Annotated in this window: 19 protein-coding genes; 11 read left to right on the top strand and 8 right to left on the bottom strand. The window is 65.3% G+C overall.

Annotated elements, in window-relative coordinates:
• The first annotated feature begins 60 nt into the window (after positions 1-60).
• The 3 genes from EST26_RS08335 to ptsP are packed head-to-tail and all read left to right on the top strand — an operon-like array spanning position 61 to position 2,523.
• On the top strand, positions 61-519 hold the full coding sequence (locus EST26_RS08335) for a PTS fructose transporter subunit IIA (RefSeq protein WP_291066952.1): 459 nt from the start codon (positions 61-63) through the stop codon (positions 517-519).
• A complete protein-coding gene (locus EST26_RS08330) occupies positions 488-757 on the top strand; it encodes an HPr family phosphocarrier protein (protein ID WP_291066950.1) in 270 nt (89 codons plus the stop codon). Before EST26_RS08335 ends, EST26_RS08330 begins: the two co-directional genes overlap by 32 nt.
• Complete coding sequence (ptsP, locus tag EST26_RS08325; RefSeq protein ID WP_291066948.1) at positions 754-2,523, top strand: phosphoenolpyruvate--protein phosphotransferase; 1,770 nt, start codon at positions 754-756, stop codon at positions 2,521-2,523. Before EST26_RS08330 ends, ptsP begins: the two co-directional genes overlap by 4 nt.
• An 80-nt stretch (positions 2,524-2,603) precedes the next feature.
• Here the strand turns inward: ptsP and EST26_RS08320 are convergent, their stop codons facing one another.
• The 8 genes from EST26_RS08320 to EST26_RS08285 form a co-directional block, all read right to left on the bottom strand.
• On the bottom strand, positions 2,604-3,698 hold the full coding sequence (locus EST26_RS08320; RefSeq protein ID WP_291066947.1) for a calcium/sodium antiporter: 1,095 nt from the start codon (positions 3,696-3,698) through the stop codon (positions 2,604-2,606).
• 142 nt (positions 3,699-3,840) lie between these two features.
• A complete protein-coding gene (locus EST26_RS08315) occupies positions 3,841-4,332 on the bottom strand; it encodes a CinA family protein (RefSeq protein WP_291066946.1) in 492 nt (163 codons plus the stop codon).
• The gene (locus EST26_RS08310; protein WP_291066944.1) at positions 4,332-4,883 is read right to left on the bottom strand and encodes a phosphatidylglycerophosphatase A; all 552 of its coding nucleotides are present in this window, start codon (positions 4,881-4,883) and stop codon (positions 4,332-4,334) included. The genes EST26_RS08315 and EST26_RS08310 overlap by 1 nt, the downstream gene beginning before the upstream one ends.
• Positions 4,884-4,919: 36 nt before the next feature.
• A complete protein-coding gene (locus EST26_RS08305; protein WP_291066942.1) occupies positions 4,920-6,827 on the bottom strand; it encodes a phosphoenolpyruvate carboxykinase (GTP) in 1,908 nt (635 codons plus the stop codon).
• Between the two features lie 345 nt (positions 6,828-7,172).
• A complete protein-coding gene (locus EST26_RS08300; protein ID WP_291066940.1) occupies positions 7,173-7,316 on the bottom strand; it encodes a hypothetical protein in 144 nt (47 codons plus the stop codon).
• A 220-nt stretch (positions 7,317-7,536) separates the two neighbouring features.
• Positions 7,537-7,893, bottom strand: coding sequence for an HPF/RaiA family ribosome-associated protein (locus tag EST26_RS08295; RefSeq protein WP_291066939.1), 357 nt, complete (start codon positions 7,891-7,893; stop codon positions 7,537-7,539).
• Positions 7,894-8,350: 457 nt separating this feature from the next.
• Positions 8,351-8,908 carry a thioredoxin family protein gene (locus EST26_RS08290; RefSeq protein ID WP_291066937.1) on the bottom strand — a complete coding sequence of 186 codons (558 nt, stop codon included), beginning with the start codon at positions 8,906-8,908 and terminating at the stop codon, positions 8,351-8,353.
• An 80-nt stretch (positions 8,909-8,988) separates the two neighbouring features.
• Positions 8,989-10,035, bottom strand: a complete 1,047-nt coding sequence (locus EST26_RS08285; protein ID WP_291066936.1) for a homocysteine S-methyltransferase family protein — start codon at positions 10,033-10,035, stop codon at positions 8,989-8,991.
• A 79-nt stretch (positions 10,036-10,114) separates the two neighbouring features.
• On the opposite strand from EST26_RS08285, the gene EST26_RS08280 reads away from it, so the two are divergent.
• The 8 genes from EST26_RS08280 to EST26_RS08245 all read left to right on the top strand — a co-directional run bounded on the left by EST26_RS08280 (position 10,115) and on the right by EST26_RS08245 (position 15,801).
• Positions 10,115-10,534 (top strand): rhodanese-like domain-containing protein, encoded by a 420-nt coding sequence (locus EST26_RS08280; protein WP_291066935.1) that lies wholly within the window; start codon positions 10,115-10,117, stop codon positions 10,532-10,534.
• 2 nt (positions 10,535-10,536) lie between these two features.
• Positions 10,537-12,462, top strand: a complete 1,926-nt coding sequence (gene recQ, locus EST26_RS08275; RefSeq protein ID WP_291066934.1) for a DNA helicase RecQ — start codon at positions 10,537-10,539, stop codon at positions 12,460-12,462.
• Between the two features lie 150 nt (positions 12,463-12,612).
• On the top strand, positions 12,613-12,972 hold the full coding sequence (locus tag EST26_RS08270) for a hypothetical protein (RefSeq protein WP_291066933.1): 360 nt from the start codon (positions 12,613-12,615) through the stop codon (positions 12,970-12,972).
• A gap of 287 nt (positions 12,973-13,259) precedes the next feature.
• Positions 13,260-13,697, top strand: coding sequence for a TerB family tellurite resistance protein (locus EST26_RS08265; protein WP_291066931.1), 438 nt, complete (start codon positions 13,260-13,262; stop codon positions 13,695-13,697).
• Positions 13,694-14,086 carry a hypothetical protein gene (locus EST26_RS08260; protein WP_291066929.1) on the top strand — a complete coding sequence of 131 codons (393 nt, stop codon included), beginning with the start codon at positions 13,694-13,696 and terminating at the stop codon, positions 14,084-14,086. The genes EST26_RS08265 and EST26_RS08260 overlap by 4 nt, the downstream gene beginning before the upstream one ends.
• A gap of 2 nt (positions 14,087-14,088) precedes the next feature.
• Positions 14,089-14,742 carry an exopolysaccharide biosynthesis protein gene (locus EST26_RS08255; RefSeq protein ID WP_291066927.1) on the top strand — a complete coding sequence of 218 codons (654 nt, stop codon included), beginning with the start codon at positions 14,089-14,091 and terminating at the stop codon, positions 14,740-14,742.
• Positions 14,743-14,777: 35 nt separating this feature from the next.
• Positions 14,778-15,116 carry a (2Fe-2S) ferredoxin domain-containing protein gene (locus tag EST26_RS08250; RefSeq protein WP_291066925.1) on the top strand — a complete coding sequence of 113 codons (339 nt, stop codon included), beginning with the start codon at positions 14,778-14,780 and terminating at the stop codon, positions 15,114-15,116.
• 61 nt (positions 15,117-15,177) lie between these two features.
• Entirely contained in the window at positions 15,178-15,801 is a 624-nt protein-coding gene (locus EST26_RS08245) for an alpha/beta hydrolase (protein ID WP_291066923.1), read from the top strand.
• Positions 15,802-15,888: the final 87 nt, after the last annotated feature.

Here is a 15,888-nt window from a genome sequence, read left to right as displayed (position 1 = left end):
GCGGGCGGGCCACTGCTGGGCCGCTGGGCGGCGCTTGGCAAGAGAGCTAAACTGCACGCCATGAACGGGATTTTCATCATTGCCCACGCGCCGCTGGCTTCGGCCTTGCGGCAGTGTGCGCTGCACGTGTTTCCCGACAGCAGCCAGGCGCTGCTGGCGCTCGATGTCTTGCCCCAGGCACCGCCCGAGGAGACGCTGGCGCAGGCGCGCGGGCTGTTGCGCCAGCTCGACCTGCCCAGCACGCTGGTGCTGACTGATGTGTTTGGCGCCACCCCCTGCAACGTGGCGCAAAAACTGGTTGACGGCGTGCACACCAAGCTGCTCACTGGCGTCAATCTGCCGATGCTGCTGCGCAGCGTGTCTTACCGGCACGAGTCGCTCGACGCTCTGATTTCACGCGCCATGATCGGTGCCACACAGGGTGTGATACAGGTCGCCGTCTCCGCTCCTCAAAATCAGCCCCGCGCGCCGGGCTTGTCGTCCTCTCATGATCAAGACCACCGTGACCATCAGCAATAAGCTCGGCCTGCACGCACGCGCTTCGGCCAAGCTGACCAAACTCGCCGGCGCCCACTCGTGCGAAGTCTGGATGGCGCGCGGCGAACGCCGCATCAACGCCAAGAGCATCATGGGCGTGATGATGCTGGCCGCCGGCATGGGCAGCCAAGTCGAGATAGAAACCAGCGGTGCCGACGAGCAGGCGGCGCTGGACGCCATCGTCGCCCTCATCAACGACAAATTCGGTGAAGGCGAATGAGCTTCAGTGTGCACGGCCAGGCGGTCTCCCGAGGCATTGTCATCGGGCGCGCCGTCGTCGTCGCGTCCAGCCGGATCGACGTGGCGCATTACATCGTTGCCGCCGACCAGATCGGAGCCGAGCTCGTGCGCCTGTGCCAGGCGCGCGATGCGGTGGCACAAGAGATCGTGCGCGTGCAGCACAACCTGGGCGAACTCGGCACCCACGACGCCCACCCTGAACTCAGCGCCGTGCTCGACGTGCATCTGATGCTGTTGCAAGACGATACCCTGATCGGCGGCGTCACGCACTGGATCAATGAGCGCCACTACAACGCCGAGTGGGCGCTGACCACGCAGCTCGAAGTGATTGCGCGCCAGTTCGACGAAATGGAAGACCCCTATCTGCGTGAGCGCAAGGCCGACCTGGAGCAACTGGTCGAACGCATGCTGCGCAGCATGCGCGGCGCGGCCTCGCCCGTGGCGCCAGCCAAGGCTGCGCCGCAAAAAGGCGCAGCCACCGACGTCGGCCCGCATGCCGACGTGCCGCTGGTGTTGATCGCGCACGACCTGGCTCCGGCCGACATGCTGCAGTTCAAGCAAAGCGTGTTTGTCGGCTTCGTCACCGACGTCGGCGGCAAGACCAGCCACACCGCCATCGTCGCGCGCAGCATGGACATCCCGGCGGTGGTCGGCGCACGCACGGCCAGCCAATTGATCGCGCCGGAAGACTGGGTGATCGTCGACGGCGACGCCGGCGTGGTGGTGGTGGACCCCTCTCCTGCCCTGTTGACCGATTACGGCTTCAAGCGCCAGCAGGGCGAGCAGCAGCGCGAACACCTGGCGCGACTGAAAAACACCCCGGCAGTCACCCTGGACGGGCAGAAAATCGAACTGCTGGCGAATATCGAACAACCCGCTGACGTGGCTGCGGCGCTCAAGGCCGGGGCGGTTGGGGTCGGCCTGTTCCGCACCGAATTCATGTTCATGGGTCGCAACGGCAAGCTGCCCGACGAAGAGGAGCAGTACCAGGCCTATCTGAGCGCCGTGCAGGGTATGCAGGGCCTGCCGGTCACGATTCGCACCGTCGACGTCGGCGCTGACAAGCCGCTCGAACGTGTGGGCACGCGCGCCGGCGACGACCACCTCAACCCCGCTCTCGGGCTGCGCGCGATTCGCTGGAGCCTGTCCGAGCCGCTGATGTTCTTGCAGCAACTGCGCGCCATTTTGCGTGCTGCTGCGCACGGTGCGGTCAGCCTGCTGGTGCCCATGCTGGCGCAGGCGAGTGAAATTCACCAGACGCTGGAGTTGCTGGCGCGCGCGCGCGCGCAGCTCGATGAGCGCGCCCAGGCCTACGGGTCGGTGCGCCTGGGGGCGATGATAGAGGTGCCTGCGGCGGCACTGACCATTCCGCTGTTTTTGCGCCATTTCGATTTTCTCTCGATCGGCACCAACGACCTGATTCAGTACACGCTGGCGGTGGACCGCAGCGACGAGGCGGTTTCACACCTCTACAACCCGGTGCACCCGGCGGTGCTGCAACTCATCGCCAGCACCATTGCCCAATGCAATGCACAGGGCAAGGGCGTGAGCGTATGCGGTGAGATGGCCGGCGACGTGAGCTTGACGCGCTTGCTGCTGGGGCTGGGGCTGCGCAGCTTTTCCATGCATCCGGCGCAGATTCTGGCGGTCAAGCAGCAAATTCTGCGCAGCGACAGCAGCCGCCTGAAGGCCTGGGCGCACAGCGTGCTGCTGGCCGAAGAGCCGGCGGCCTTGATGGCCGACTGAGAGGCGCTCAGACGGGGCCGCGCGTGGCCGGGGCAGCGCAGCGCCGACGATTAGCACCACCCCCCAGCGCCGCCGCCCCTTTATATCCTTGCTTTGTCTGCCTTGAGGCTGCGCGCCAGCACGATCAGCAGCGTCAGCACGGTCAGCGGCAGCACGAACCACAGCATGACGCTGGAGAACATCGCCAGCGCGGCGTGCTGCTGCGAGGCCATGATCAGGTAGACCACGTAGGCGACGTAGTACAGCACGAAGACGCCACCCTCCCAGCGCGCGATTTCGCGCCCGCTCAGGAACACCGGCAAACAAGCCAGCGCCACCGCCAGCATGACCCAGATGTCGAAATTGAGTGCTGCTTGCGGCATTGTCAAGTCCAGCCCCAGCGTGCCGGCGACGATGCCCGACAGGCCCAGGCAGCCCAGGATGTTGAAGGTGTTGCTGCCGACCACATTGCCAACCGCAATGTCGCGCTCGCCCTTGATAGCGGCGGTGATCGAGGTGGCGACTTCGGGCATCGAGGTGCCGGCGGCGACGATGGTCAAGCCGATGATCAGATCGCTCACGCCCAGCGCCTGGGCAAACAGCACCGAGGCGTTGACCAGCCATTCCGAGCCCAGCACCAGGAACACCAGTCCGCCGATGATCAGCAGCAACTGCGCGGGCAGTTTGGCGTCCCAGCCACCAGGCGCAGCGGGTTCGAATTCGGCCGCGTATTCTGCTTTGGCGGCCTTGGTTTCGCGGCGCGACTGCACGACCAGAAACACCGTGTAGAACACCAGCAGACCAAACAGCAGCGCGCCGTCAAACAGACTCAGGCCACCGTCGAGCGCCAGCGCCAGCAGCAGCAGCGAGGCGCCAATCATGATCGGCACCTCTTGGCGGATCAGTTGCACGTTGACCACCAGCGGCACGATCAGGGCCGAGACCCCGAGGATGAACAGCACGTTGAAAATATTGCTACCCAGCACGTTGCCAATGGCGATTTCGGTATTGCCGTCCAGCACCGCACCGACTGACACCGCCACCTCGGGCGCGCTGGTGCCAAAGGCGACGATGGTCAGGCCCACCACCAGCGGCGAAATGCCAAACGAAAAGGCCAGCTTGGAAGCGCCGCGCACCAGCAACTCGGCGCCCACGACCAGGGCGGCCAAGCCTGCGATGAACATCAGGACAGTCATGATAAAACCCCAGGAAAAATGCGGCGTCGGGCGCGACCGAAGCGGCAGCCAAGGCGGCGAAAGACGCGCATCATGCCACAGTCACATGACGTGACCGGCGTGTCGCTTGCGTCTTGGCCGGCGCCCTTGCCGTCGGCGAGCCTCAGGCCGGCGGCAGGCGCTGCAACAGCCCGGCCAGTGCGTGCGCCAGCGCCGCCTGCCGCACCGCTGCGCGCGGGCCGCCAAATTGTTTGCGTTCGGTGAACACGCCCGCGGGCGTGGCCCAGCCGAACCAGACCGTGCCGACCGGTTTGTCGGCGCTGCCACCGCCGGGGCCGGCCACGCCGGTGACGGCCAGGGCGCAAGCGGCCCGGCTGCGCGCCAGCGCACCAGCCGCCATCGCCTGCGCCACCGCCTGACTGACCGCGCCGTGGTGCTCGATCAGTGCGGTCGGCACACCCAGCAGTTCGGTCTTGGCGGCGTTGGAGTAACTGACGAAGCCGCGCTCGAACCACTCGCTCGATCCGCTCAGTTCGGTGCAGGCGGCTGCAATCAGCCCGCCGGTGCAGCTCTCGGCGCTGGCCAGCAGCAGGCCGCGCGCCTTCAGCTCGGTCGCCAATTGCTGCACCAGCGCGGTGGTGGTCAAAGGGAACATCAGCCGCCCCCGAAGCGCCACAGGGCAAGCACCAGCAGGGTGCACAGCGCGGCGGCAAAATCGTCCAGCAAAATGCCAAAACCGCCGCGCGCGCCAAAGCCTTTGAAGCGCTGGTCGGCCCAGCGCATAGGGCCGAACTTCAAGCTGTCGAAGCCGCGAAAGAGCACAAAGGCGAGCAACTGAGCCCAAAAACCAGCGGGCGAGATCAGCCACAAAACCAGCCAGAAGGCGACGATTTCGTCGATCACGATCTGACCCGAATCGGGCGCCTGCAAGTGCCGCGCGGTCACGGTGCAGGCCCACCAGCCCAGCGCCGTGGTGGCCAGAATCAGTACCGCCCAGGCCGGCGCCGACAAATGGGGTTGCAGCAGCAAGAAGGTCGCCCAGGCCCATAGCGTGCCAATGGTGCCGGGCGCCCAGGGTGCCAGGCCGGCGCCGGCGCCCAGCGCGATGAAGTGTGCCGGGTGCGCGAGCAAAAACGACCAGCCCACACGCTGTGGTGCAGGCGCTTGCGGCGCCGTCAAACCGAGCGGCGAACTGTTTTCTTGCATGACAGGCTGATCCAGCGCGGCCCAACCCGGCGTTGCTCAGACGCTGGCCGTCAGACGCTGTTCGAGCGCGGCCTTGGTGTGCGCCAGCGCGGGTGGCAGCCGGTCGGCCAGTTGTTCAAACAGCGTCTCGTGCAGTTTGAACTCTTGCTCCCAGGCCGCCGCGTCGATGCGGGTCACGGCGTCGAACTGCTCGGGCTTGAAGTCCAGCCCGCTCCAGTTGATTTCGTCGTAGCTGGGCGCGCGGCCAAACAGCGAATCGACGCCGCTGGCCTGACCTTCGATACGGTCTATCATCCACTTGAGTACGCGCATGTTCTCCCCGTAGCCGGGCCAGATGAAGTGGCCGCTTTCGTCCTTGCGAAACCAGTTGACGCAAAAAATGCGCGGCAGCGCCCGACCGCTGGCTTGCAGCTTGGGCTCCAGGTTGAGCCAGTGCTGGAAGTAGTCGCTCATGTGGTAGCCGCAAAACGGCAGCATGGCAAACGGGTCGCGCCGCACCACGCCCTGCGCGCCAAAGGCGGCGGCAGTGGTCTCCGAGCCCATGGTAGCGGCCATGTAAATGCCTTCGGTCCAATTGCGCGCCTCGGTCACCAGCGGCACCGTGGTCGAGCGGCGGCCGCCGAAAATGAAGGCGTCTATCGGCACGCCGGCCGGGTCGTCCCAGGCCTCATCGAGCGCTGGGTTGTTGCTGGCCGCAATGGTGAAGCGCGCGTTCGGGTGCGCGGCGGCGCGCAGCTTGCCGCCTGCGCCGGTTTGGCGGGCGATCTCTGGCGTCCAGTCTTGTCCGCGCCAGTCGATCAGGTGCGCCGGCAGTTGGCCGCTGTCTTTTTCCATGCCTTCCCACCAGACGTCGCCGTCGTCGGTCAGCGCCACGTTGGTGAAGATCACGTTCTGGTTCAGGCTGGCCATGCAGTTCGGGTTGGTCAGCGTGTTGGTGCCCGGTGCGACGCCAAAGTAACCCGCTTCCGGGTTGATGGCGCGCAACTGGCCATTGGGCTGCGGTTTGATCCAGGCAATGTCGTCGCCAATGGTGCTGACGCGCCAGCCGTCAAATGCCGCTGGCGGCACCAGCATGGAGAAGTTGGTTTTGCCGCAGGCGCTCGGAAAAGCGGCGGCGACGTGGTATTTCTTGCCCTGCGGGCTGCGCACGCCCAGAATCAGCATGTGTTCGGCAAACCAGCCCGGCGCTGCGCCGTGCGCGGCCTGCTGCCCCATGCTGGAGGCGATGCGCAGCGCCAGGCACTTTTTGCCCAGCAGCGCGTTGCCGCCGTAGCCCGAGCCGTAGCTCCAGATTTCGCGCGTCTGCGGGAAATGCACGATGTACTTGGTCTGCGGGTTGCACGGCCAGGTGGTTTTGTCTTGCGCGTCGTCGGCCAGCGGTGCTCCCACGCTGTGCAGGCAGGGCACGAAGGCGCCGTCGGTGCCCAGCACCTCGTACACCGCACGGCCCATGCGTGTCATCAGCTTTTGGTTCACCACCACGTAAGCGCTGTCGGTCAACTCGACGCCAATGTGGGCAATCGGCGAGCCCAGCGGCCCCATGCTGAACGGCACCACGTACAGGGTGCGCCCGCGCATGCAGCCGTCAAACAGCGGCAGCAGGGTTTGCCGCATCTGGTCCGGATCGACCCAGTTGTTGGTCGGTCCGGCGTCTTCCTTTTTCTCGGAGCAGATGAAGGTGCGGTCTTCGACCCGCGCCACGTCGGACGGGTCGGTCCAGGCCAGGTAGCTGTTGGGGCGTTTGGCTGGGTTGAGTTTTTTGAAGGTGCCGGCCTGCACCAGTTGCTGGCACAGGTGCTCGTACTCGTCCTGGCTGCCGTCGCACCAATACACCCGATCGGGTTTGCACAGCACGGCCATGTCGGCCACCCAGTCGATCAAGCGGGCGTTTTGGACAAAATCAGGGACGTTCAGATCGATGCCCTGCAGCAGGGGTGAATTCATGGATGAGGCTCCAGACGGGGGATTAAGCGGCGAGCCGCAGCGACACACCACACCCGGGCACTCAAGGCAAGCGCACGGCGGGCAAGGGCGGCATCATTGGGGCAAAAAAAGGGTGGCCGACGCGAAAGGCTGCGGTGCGGATAGCAGGTGCAGGGGGGTGCAAAAAAACGGCTCGGTGAATCCGGTTTTTGATTGACGGGGCGGCCAAGCTTGCCATTGTATAAAAACCGTCTACCGGTTACTGACAGGTTACGTGCAAAACCTGCGCAGAAAGATTGGCAAAGACAAGACGTGCCACCGTCCGTGGCTGGGTGGCGGCCGCTGCCCCGCGCAGCCCTGGGCCTCTCAGGCAACGGTGACGGCGATGAAAGCAAGCAAAAACATCAGCAACGCGCCTAGCACCGGCAGCACGATGTGCATCTGGTGAACGAGGGATTCAGTCACGTCGGGCGCCGGATCGGCTTGCTGCTCGTGTGGGGGCTGGGACATGTTGCGCTCCGCTAGGGTTGACACGAACTTCGACCATTCTAGTGTGGCATGGCGCGCAGCGGTAGATGAAAATCTTGCGGCCATGCGCCGCATGGCCGCGAACAATTCGCGCGCTGCATAGGCCCGCGCGACCTCCTGGCTGGCGTCAAACAGGTGGGGGAGGGGCGGGCGTCAGTCGCGCGCCACGAGCCTTATCTGTTCGAACGAAAAACGCTCAGCCTCAGTCGTCCTGCCCGCCCGCGTGGCGTATGGTGTCGCGACCGTGGCGGTCCTTCACGCGGCCCAAATCGGCGTCCAAGACCCGGATGAGCTTGTCCGCAGCGTCAATGAACGCGGTGGCTATCTTGTCGCCGTCGGCCGTGACATTGACCGGTTGGCAGTTGGCCACGCGGGCTTCGAGGCGGCAGCGTTTGTCTTTCACGCCAGATTTGCTTCCATCAAGATCGGTCAGGAACACCTCCACGCGGGTGATGTGGTCACGGAACCGGCTCAGACGGCTGAGGGCCTCGTCGTTGACCCATTTGGCCAGGGATTCACCACCGTGGATGTGATCGTCGGTATTGACTTGAATTTGCATGCTCTGCCTTTCTGGGGGTTTGCGGCGCCAGCGCCGGGGGAAAAGGGTGCGTCGATAAAACTTCGCACGCAATGATATCCATGGTCAACGCCACCGTTGGAGGTGAGGTGCTGCGGGCGGCCTGTTTGCGGGTGTGGGCAACGCCGGCATGAGGCCCCGCCTGGGTGGCGAACACCTCGCCAACACCTTGCTGTGGCTGGCAGATCGGCGCTTGGCCACGCGGCCTCGGCTAGTGCAGTGTTGTGTGCTTGATGGAACAAATAAAACCGATGGATTTTTGACCCTGATTAGGCGCAAACCACAGCCATAGTTTCACTATGGCGCGGATTTGCAACGACATCAGGGGCGAAAAGACGCGGTTTTATGTTCCAGATAGCGCGCAACACTGCACTAGGTGGGCTGACAGGCGCTGGCGCGCTGCGAGCGGGAGTGCGTGCGCCAGCGGCCGCAGCGACCCTCAGCAGCTCGGGCGCCACTTGATCGAGCAGCCTATGCTGGGGTGCTGGGTCTGCGGGCCGCTGCCGGTGGCGGCAATGCACTGCATGGCCTCGAACAATTCGCGCGGCGCGTCGGGCGGCGCGGCCTCTTTGCGCGAAGCGTCCAGCCGCCCGCGGTATTGCAACTGGCCGGCGGCATTGAAGCCGAAAAAATCGGGCGTGCAAACCGCGCCATAGGCCCGCGCGACCTCCTGGCTGGCGTCAAACAGGTAGGGGAAGGGCAGGTGCCAGTCGCGCGCCACGAGCTTCATCTGCTCGAACGAGTCTTGCGGGTAGGCGAGTGGGTCGTTGGCGTTGATGCCGACCACGCCGATGCCTAGCGTCTGCAGCTCGCGCGCATCGCGCACCAGGCGCTCTTTGATTGCCATCACATAAGGACAGTGGTTGCACATGAACACCACCAGCAGCCCGCGCGGGCCACGGCAGTCGGCCAGCGTCCAGGTGCGCCCGTCCACGCCGGGCAGGGCAAAGTCGGGCGCGGGCGTGTCCAGCGTTTCGGAGTGTCCGGTAGCGGCCATGGGGTGCAGTCCTGCAAAAAGATCGGATGGTGAGCGGTGGGCTCAATGTCGGCTGAGGATGCCAGATGCGGCGTTCGAATTCAAGCCGCTGCGCGGTAGAAATAGGGGCGCTGCAGGCCGCGCGGCGCCAGCGGGGCCACGGCATCGTGAATCGCCTCGATGTGCTGCGGCGTGGTGCCGCAGCAGCCGCCGACGATGTTGACCAGGCCCTCGGCAGCAAATTCGCGCAGCAGGCGCGCCGTGACGTCCGGCGTTTCGTCAAAGCCGGTCTCGCTCATCGGGTTGGGCAGGCCGGCGTTGGGGTAGCAACTGATGAAGGTGTCGTCGGCGATCTTGGCCAACTCTTGAATGTAGGGCCGCATCAGCGCTGCACCCAGTGCGCAGTTCAGCCCCACCGCCAGCGGCTGCAGGTGGCGCACGCTGGCCCAGAAGGCGCTGACGGTCTGGCCGCTGAGGATGCGGCCCGACGCGTCGGTGACGGTGCCGCTGATGATGAGCGGCAGGCGCTCGCCGCTTTGCTCGAAAAATTCGTCGATGGCAAACAGCGCCGCCTTGGCGTTGAGGGTGTCGAAAATGGTCTCGACCAGCAGCACGTCGGCACCGCCTTCGACCAACGCCTGCACCTGCTCCAGGTACGCCGCGCGCAACTGCTCGAAGGTCACGTTGCGCGCGCCGGCGTCGTTGACGTCGGGGCTGATGCTGGCGGTCTTGGGTGTCGGGCCGAGCGCGCCGGCGACAAAGCGTGGCTGCGCGGGCGTGCTGAACTTGTCGCAGGCGGCACGCGCCAGCCGGGCCGAGGCCAGGTTCATCTCGCGCGCCCACTGCGCCATGCCGTAGTCGTCCTGCGCAACCGTGGTGGCGCCAAAGGTGTTGGTCTCGATCAGGTCGGCGCCGGCTGCCAGATAGCCTTCGTGGATGTCGCGAATCACATCCGGGCGCGTCAGGCTGAGCAGCTCGTTGTTGCCTTTGAGGTCGTGAGGAAAGTCTTTGAAGCGTTCGCCGCGGTACTGGGCCTCGCCCAGCTTGAAGCGCTGGATCATGGTGCCCATGGCGCCGTCGAGGATGGCGATGCGGCGTTGCAGGATGGCGGGCAGCGCCTGCGCGCGGGTGTAGGCAATCGGTTTCATGCCGCGATTGTAGGAAGGCGCGGCGCCGGCACGCCCGCGCGCGCCAGAGCACCCGGGCGCATCCCCGACAATAGCGCCCATGAAACACCTCACTCCCACGCAAGCGTGGGCCTGGCTGCAAGCGGCCCAAGCGCGCAGCGCGCACGACGGCAGCGCAGCTCCGCTGTTCGTCGACGTGCGCATGGAAATCGAGTCGCTCTACGTCGGTCGCCCGCCCGGCGTGTTCCATGTTTCCTGGTACGAATACCCCGCTCTCACGCCCGATCCGGCGCGTTTTGTCGCCGCCGTGCTGGCAGAAGCGGGCGGCACGGCGCGCGCTCTTTTGTTGCTCTGCCGCAGCGGCAGGCGCACGCTAGACGCTGGCGCCGCGCTGGAAGCGGCCGGCTTTACCGATGTGGCGCATGTGTTGCATGGTTTCGAGGGTGATTTGAACGATGACTTCAAGCGCTCCAGCCTCAATGGCTGGCGCTTTGAAGGTCTGCCCTGGGAACAGATGTGAGCGTGAATGCCAGCGCAGGCAAAACGCCAGCGGTCTGCGCAGCGGTGCTGCAAGATGTGTTTGGTTACGACGCCTTCCGAGGGCCGCAGGCCGAGATCGTCAGCCACGTCAGCACCGGCGGCGACGCGCTGGTGCTCATGCCCACCGGCGGCGGCAAGTCGCTTTGTTATCAGGTGCCGGCCATCGTGCGCGCGCGCGCCGGTCACGGGCTCACGGTGGTGGTCTCGCCGCTGATTGCGCTGATGCACGATCAGGTCGGCGCACTGCTGCAAGCGGGTGTGGCGGCGGCGTTTCTCAATTCCAGCCTGAGCAGCGAGGCCGCGCAGGCGCTTGAAAAGCAGGTGTTGCGCGGCGAGCTGACCCTGCTCTACGTCGCACCCGAGCGCCTGAGCACGGCGCGTTTTCTGGCCTTGCTCGATGCGTTGCACCAGCGCGCGCAGTTGGCGTTGTTCGCCATCGACGAGGCGCACTGCGTCAGCCAGTGGGGCCACGACTTTCGGCCCGAATACCGCGCGCTGGAACTGCTGCACCAGCGCTTTGCCGGTGTGCCGCGCGTCGCACTCACCGCCACCGCCGACGAGATCACACGCGCCGATATCGTGACGCACCTGCAGTTGCAGGCAGCACGCTGCTTCGTCAGCAGTTTCGACCGCCCCAACATCCGCTACACCATCGTCGAAAAGAAGGACGGTACGCAGCAGTTGTTGCGCTTTATCCGCGAACGGCACAGCCAGCCCAACGGACACGAAGCCGGCATTGTCTACTGCCAGTCGCGCAAGCGAGTGCAGGAGGTGGCAGCACTGCTGTGCGAGGCCGGGCTACAGGCGTTGCCCTATCACGCCGGGTTCGACGCTGCCGTGCGCCAGCGGCACCAGGATCGGTTTTTGCGCGAAGACGGCCTGATCATGGTGGCCACCATCGCCTTTGGCATGGGCATTGACAAGCCCGACGTGCGCTTCGTCGCACACCTGGACATGCCGAAAAACATCGAGGCTTATTACCAGGAAACCGGACGCGCCGGGCGCGACGGTGAGGCTGCCAACGCCTGGATGGCCTACGGCCTGCAAGACGTGGTCAATCAGCGCCGCATGATCGACGAAAGCCCGGCCGCGGACGAATTCAAACAGGTGCAGCGCGGCAAGCTTGACGCCTTGCTCAGCCTGGCCGAGGCCAGCGACTGCCGCCGCGTGCGTCTGCTGGCCTACTTTGGCGAGGCCAGTGCGCCTTGCATGAACTGCGACAACTGCCTGTTGCCGCCGGCGCTCGACGATGCCACCGAATCGGCGCGCAAACTGCTCTCTTGCATCTACCGCGTGCAACAAGCCAGCGGCATGGCGTTTGGTGCTGGCCACATCACGGACATTTTGCGCGGCAAGCGGACGGAAAAAGTCAGCCAGCATGGGCACGACAAGCTCAGCACCTTCGGCATCGGGGCCGACCTGGGCGAGACGCAGTGGCGTGCGCTGTTGCGCCAACTCATTGCGCGCGAGGCCATTCAGGTCAACGCGGCCCACTTCAACACGCTGACGCTGGCCGAGGCGGCGCGCGCCATATTGAAGGGGCAGGCGCCGGTCTGGCTGCGTCGGGCGAGCGAGAAGAAGGCCGTTTTGCGCAGTTCGCGCGCCAGCAAGGGGGTGGCCACGGCACCCGACGGCCAGCCGCTCTCGCTGGGCGAGCGCGAATGTCTGGCCGCACTCAAGGTCTGGCGCACCGAGCAGGCGCGCGCGCACAATCTGCCGGCCTTCGTGATCTTGCACGACAGCACACTGCGCGCGATTGCCGCGCGGCAGCCGCAAACCGTGGCCGATCTGGACGGCATTGCCGGTCTGGGCCAGCGCAAGCGCGCGGCCTACGGCACCGAGCTGTTGCGGGTGCTTGGCACGGCCAGGGGGTCAGATGACCGGGCGCTCGGTGAAATAGGAGTCTGACCCCGATTTTTCCCGATTTTTCCGATTTCACCGTTCGTCGGTTGCTGCGTTTGGCGTCAAGCGCCGGGACTCAAGTCGGCCCGCTGCGGGTCGATGTTCGAGCTGAAGACGGTACATTCCGCTTCCGCCGTCTGGCGTTCAGATCCGCACATGGAGCTCGGCATGTTCTTCAAGCTGCCTTGGTTCAAGGCCAAAACCAAAGCCGAAACCCAACTCGAAACCCAGGCGCATGAATTGGATTTCCTGGTGGATGAATTTTGCGCGGCGCTGGCCGACATCGCGGATCCGCTGACGATCCGCATGCACGCGGCGCTGATCGCCGTCCAGACGCCGAAAGACCTGTGGTTTCTGCGCGGCAAGCTGTTCAACCTGATTGCCAAGCACCACTGTGAAAAAGTGGCGCATGAGCGGGTGTCCCGGCTCGACCAGAAGCTGCGCTTTTTTGTCGACCACCACCCGCACTATTCGTCCGAAGAAATGCCTACTGGGCCGATGGGCTTGCTGCACTGAGAGCCAAGCGGCGGCGGCCGGTTTTTCTGCGCGGGTGCGTGGGTGCGCTGCCTGCCTGCCCCCTTTTTTTTCGCTTCTGACCCGGGTCCACCCGGCGGGTATTCATCCCGCCTGTGCCGGCGTGAACTTTTCGGCTTGACCGACCTCGTACTGACAGGGCTTGCGGGCGGCCCATCGACGCACCCCTTTTGAGGGCCTGACTTGGCGGCATCAAATCCATGGTGCAAAATCCGCTTGGCCTGCGCCGCAGCGTCCGTCCCGAAACATCCCTTGCACCGAGGTTCATCATGCGCGTATATCCCGTCGACAGTCCGCAAGCCGCAGCCCGTTTGTTGGCCGTTTTGCTGGTGGCCGACAGCCATTACTCGATGTCGGAGTTAAAAGCCCTGAACCGGCTGGAGGCGTCGCAACAGCTCGGTCTGGGCCCGGATGAGATGAAGGAGCTGATCGATGATTTTTGCGAAGACCTGCTCAGCGCCCACCACGGCGAGTGGAGCGGCTCCTCACGCCTGGACCCGGATACCCGCAACACACTCATGGCGCAGGTGCAAGAGCCGGCGCTGCGCCGCAAAATCCTGGCGCTGTGCGAGGCCTTGGCGCTGGCCGACGGGCACCTGGCCGACGGCGAGGCCGCTATGCTCGACACCCTGGCATCGGCCTGGCGCGCGCCATCCGACTCCCAGCCGCCGCAACAGCCCACTGAAAACAGGAAAGGCCTGGAATGAAAATCGCCGTCTGGCTGGTGTTTTTTCTGTTGGCCGTTTTGTGGACCGGCTTGGTAGCCATTTCGGTGCAGGCCACCGAATGGTTGTTGACCGCAGCCGATGGCGCTCAGGTGGGTGATGCGGTCACCCAGGCGGCGCAATGGCCGCTGCCGGCTTGGCTGGCCTTTTGGGTCGACCCCGCCTGGGTGCAGGCGCTGCAGGAGAGCTGGCTGGGCATGGTGCAGTGGCTCGAGCAGGTGCTGCCCGGGGCCGCCGGCCTGATGGGCTGGATCGCTCCGCTGATGTGGATCGGCTGGGGGCTTGTCATGCTGGTGCTGCTGCTGCTGGCGCTGCTGGCGCATGGGTTGATCGGGCGCATGAAGAAGCCCCGATCCTTGGGGAGAGCCTGATCATGAGCATGGGTGCGCATTTGGCGCGCTTGCTGCGACAGGCGGCAGACGGGCACAGCGCCTGCGTCGCGCCTGGACGCCCGTCGCCGGCTGGCGATCCGGCCGATCTGCGCCTGAGCCTGTCGGATTTGCTCGGCCTGCACGGCGATGCGTCGACGGCGGTGGTGCTGGTGCTGATCGGGCTGCTCGCCATGTTGCCCTTGGCCGGCCTGGGCACCGTGTTGAGCCTGGGCATTTTTGCCCTGGCCTGGGGTTGGGTGTGCGGTCGTGCCAGCATGCCGCTGCCGCCGCGCCTGGGTGCCATTACCCTCAACGAGCGCTGGACCGGGCGCTGCCTGCACAGTCTGGCCTGGGTTTACACGCAGGCCAACCGCTGGATGCGTCCGCGCTGGGCCTTGTGGTTTCATGCCCATGCACAGGCCTGGTGGGGCATCTGGATCGCCTTGATGGGTGCGGTCATCTTCATTCCCTTGCCGCTGGGCAATCTGCTGCCCAGCGTAAGCCTGATCCTGCTCGGTCTGGGTTGGATGTTTCGTGACGGACTGGCCATGCTGCTGGCAGGCGCCGTCGGCGCAGCCGGGCTGGCCTACGCGGTCTCGGCCTGGCATTTGGCGGCCCAATTGCTCGTCCAGGCGGGGCACTGGTTGCCGTTCTGACCGGCAAGCCGGGCTGCGGCAATAGAATGGTCGCCATGTCGAACACACCCCCCTACTACGAGCAGCACATTTTTTTCTGTCTGAACGAGCGCGAAGGCGGGCAAGATTGTTGCGCCAAGCTGCAAGCGCTGGCTGCGTTTGAATACTGCAAATCCCAGGCCAAGGCGCTCGGCTTGCTCGGGCCGGGCAAGGTGCGCGTCAACCGTGCGGGCTGCCTGGACCGCTGCGCCGCAGGCCCGGTGGCCGTGGTCTATCCGCAGGCGGTCTGGTACCGTTATGTCGACCGCAGCGACATCGATGAAATCGTGCAATCGCATTTGCGCGACGGCGTGGTGGTGCAGCGCTTGCTGCTGCCGCCCGACATCGGCGCCTGATGCAGCGCACGCAGCCCTTGGCGGGTTCGCAGCAGCGTCAGCGCGGACGCCGCACAAGCCCATGAACGCCCAGACCGAATACCTGCTGCAAGACGGCCCGGCCGGGTCGATCGAAGTGGCGATAGACCGCCCCGAGGGGGAGCCGCTCGGCTGGGCCGTGATCGCGCACCCCCATCCCTTGCACGGCGGCAGTCTGCACAACAAGGTGGTGCAGACGCTGGCGCGCGCCTTCGTGCTGGCCGGCTGGAGCGCGCTGCGCTTGAATTTCCGCGGCGTCGGCCGCAGCCAGGGCGCGTTCGACCACGGCAGCGGCGAACGCGACGATGTGCTGGCCGTGGTGCAGGCGCAGGCCGCGCAAGGGCCGCTGTGCCTGGCCGGGTTTTCCTTCGGTGCCTTTGTCGCCAGCCATGTGGCTGGCCGGCTGCAGGCCGAACGCGATTTGCAGCGCCTGGTGCTGGTGGGAACAGCCACCAGCCGTTTCGAGGTGGCGCTGTTGGCGCAGGAACTCCGGCCGCGCAGCTTAATCATTCACGGCGAGCAAGACGAGGTGGTGCCCTTGTCCAGCGTGTTCGACTGGGCGCGGCCCCAGGCGCTGCCGGTGCTGGTGTTGCCGGGTTGCGGTCACTTTTTTCACGGCCAACTGCCGCTGTTGCGCGATCTGGTCGGGCGCCATTTGCGCGCCTGAGCAGGGGTGGTGCCGGCCTTATTTTCACTTGCAAGGATGTGATGGTGTTACGTCGCTGGTTTTCCCGTTTCTTGTTCGTTTGCTTGT

Origin of the sequence: Hydrogenophaga sp. (genome assembly GCF_014773545.1) — a bacterium.
GTDB lineage: Bacteria > Pseudomonadota > Gammaproteobacteria > Burkholderiales > Burkholderiaceae_C > Hydrogenophaga.
The sequence above is the reverse complement of the archived record's forward strand: the minus strand, read 5'-3'. Positions and strand labels throughout refer to the sequence as shown.

What these genes read in the sequence shown, in the direction of transcription:
- EST26_RS08265 (WP_291066931.1), top strand. Translation starts at nt 13,260, where the DNA reads ATGCGCGTATATCCCGTCGACAGTCCGCAAGCCGCAGCCCGTTTGTTG.
- EST26_RS08310 (WP_291066944.1), bottom strand. Translation starts at nt 4,883, where the DNA reads ATGCAAGAAAACAGTTCGCCGCTCGGTTTGACGGCGCCGCAAGCGCCT.
- EST26_RS08290 (WP_291066937.1), bottom strand. Translation starts at nt 8,908, where the DNA reads ATGGCCGCTACCGGACACTCCGAAACGCTGGACACGCCCGCGCCCGAC.
- EST26_RS08250 (WP_291066925.1), top strand. Translation starts at nt 14,778, where the DNA reads ATGTCGAACACACCCCCCTACTACGAGCAGCACATTTTTTTCTGTCTG.
- EST26_RS08245 (WP_291066923.1), top strand. Translation starts at nt 15,178, where the DNA reads ATGAACGCCCAGACCGAATACCTGCTGCAAGACGGCCCGGCCGGGTCG.
- EST26_RS08335 (WP_291066952.1), top strand. Translation starts at nt 61, where the DNA reads ATGAACGGGATTTTCATCATTGCCCACGCGCCGCTGGCTTCGGCCTTG.
- EST26_RS08295 (WP_291066939.1), bottom strand. Translation starts at nt 7,893, where the DNA reads ATGCAAATTCAAGTCAATACCGACGATCACATCCACGGTGGTGAATCC.
- EST26_RS08330 (WP_291066950.1), top strand. Translation starts at nt 488, where the DNA reads ATGATCAAGACCACCGTGACCATCAGCAATAAGCTCGGCCTGCACGCA.
- ptsP (WP_291066948.1), top strand. Translation starts at nt 754, where the DNA reads ATGAGCTTCAGTGTGCACGGCCAGGCGGTCTCCCGAGGCATTGTCATC.
- EST26_RS08320 (WP_291066947.1), bottom strand. Translation starts at nt 3,698, where the DNA reads ATGACTGTCCTGATGTTCATCGCAGGCTTGGCCGCCCTGGTCGTGGGC.
- EST26_RS08300 (WP_291066940.1), bottom strand. Translation starts at nt 7,316, where the DNA reads ATGTCCCAGCCCCCACACGAGCAGCAAGCCGATCCGGCGCCCGACGTG.
- EST26_RS08270 (WP_291066933.1), top strand. Translation starts at nt 12,613, where the DNA reads ATGGAGCTCGGCATGTTCTTCAAGCTGCCTTGGTTCAAGGCCAAAACC.
- EST26_RS08280 (WP_291066935.1), top strand. Translation starts at nt 10,115, where the DNA reads ATGAAACACCTCACTCCCACGCAAGCGTGGGCCTGGCTGCAAGCGGCC.
- EST26_RS08315 (WP_291066946.1), bottom strand. Translation starts at nt 4,332, where the DNA reads ATGTTCCCTTTGACCACCACCGCGCTGGTGCAGCAATTGGCGACCGAG.
- EST26_RS08285 (WP_291066936.1), bottom strand. Translation starts at nt 10,035, where the DNA reads ATGAAACCGATTGCCTACACCCGCGCGCAGGCGCTGCCCGCCATCCTG.
- EST26_RS08260 (WP_291066929.1), top strand. Translation starts at nt 13,694, where the DNA reads ATGAAAATCGCCGTCTGGCTGGTGTTTTTTCTGTTGGCCGTTTTGTGG.
- EST26_RS08305 (WP_291066942.1), bottom strand. Translation starts at nt 6,827, where the DNA reads ATGAATTCACCCCTGCTGCAGGGCATCGATCTGAACGTCCCTGATTTT.
- EST26_RS08255 (WP_291066927.1), top strand. Translation starts at nt 14,089, where the DNA reads ATGAGCATGGGTGCGCATTTGGCGCGCTTGCTGCGACAGGCGGCAGAC.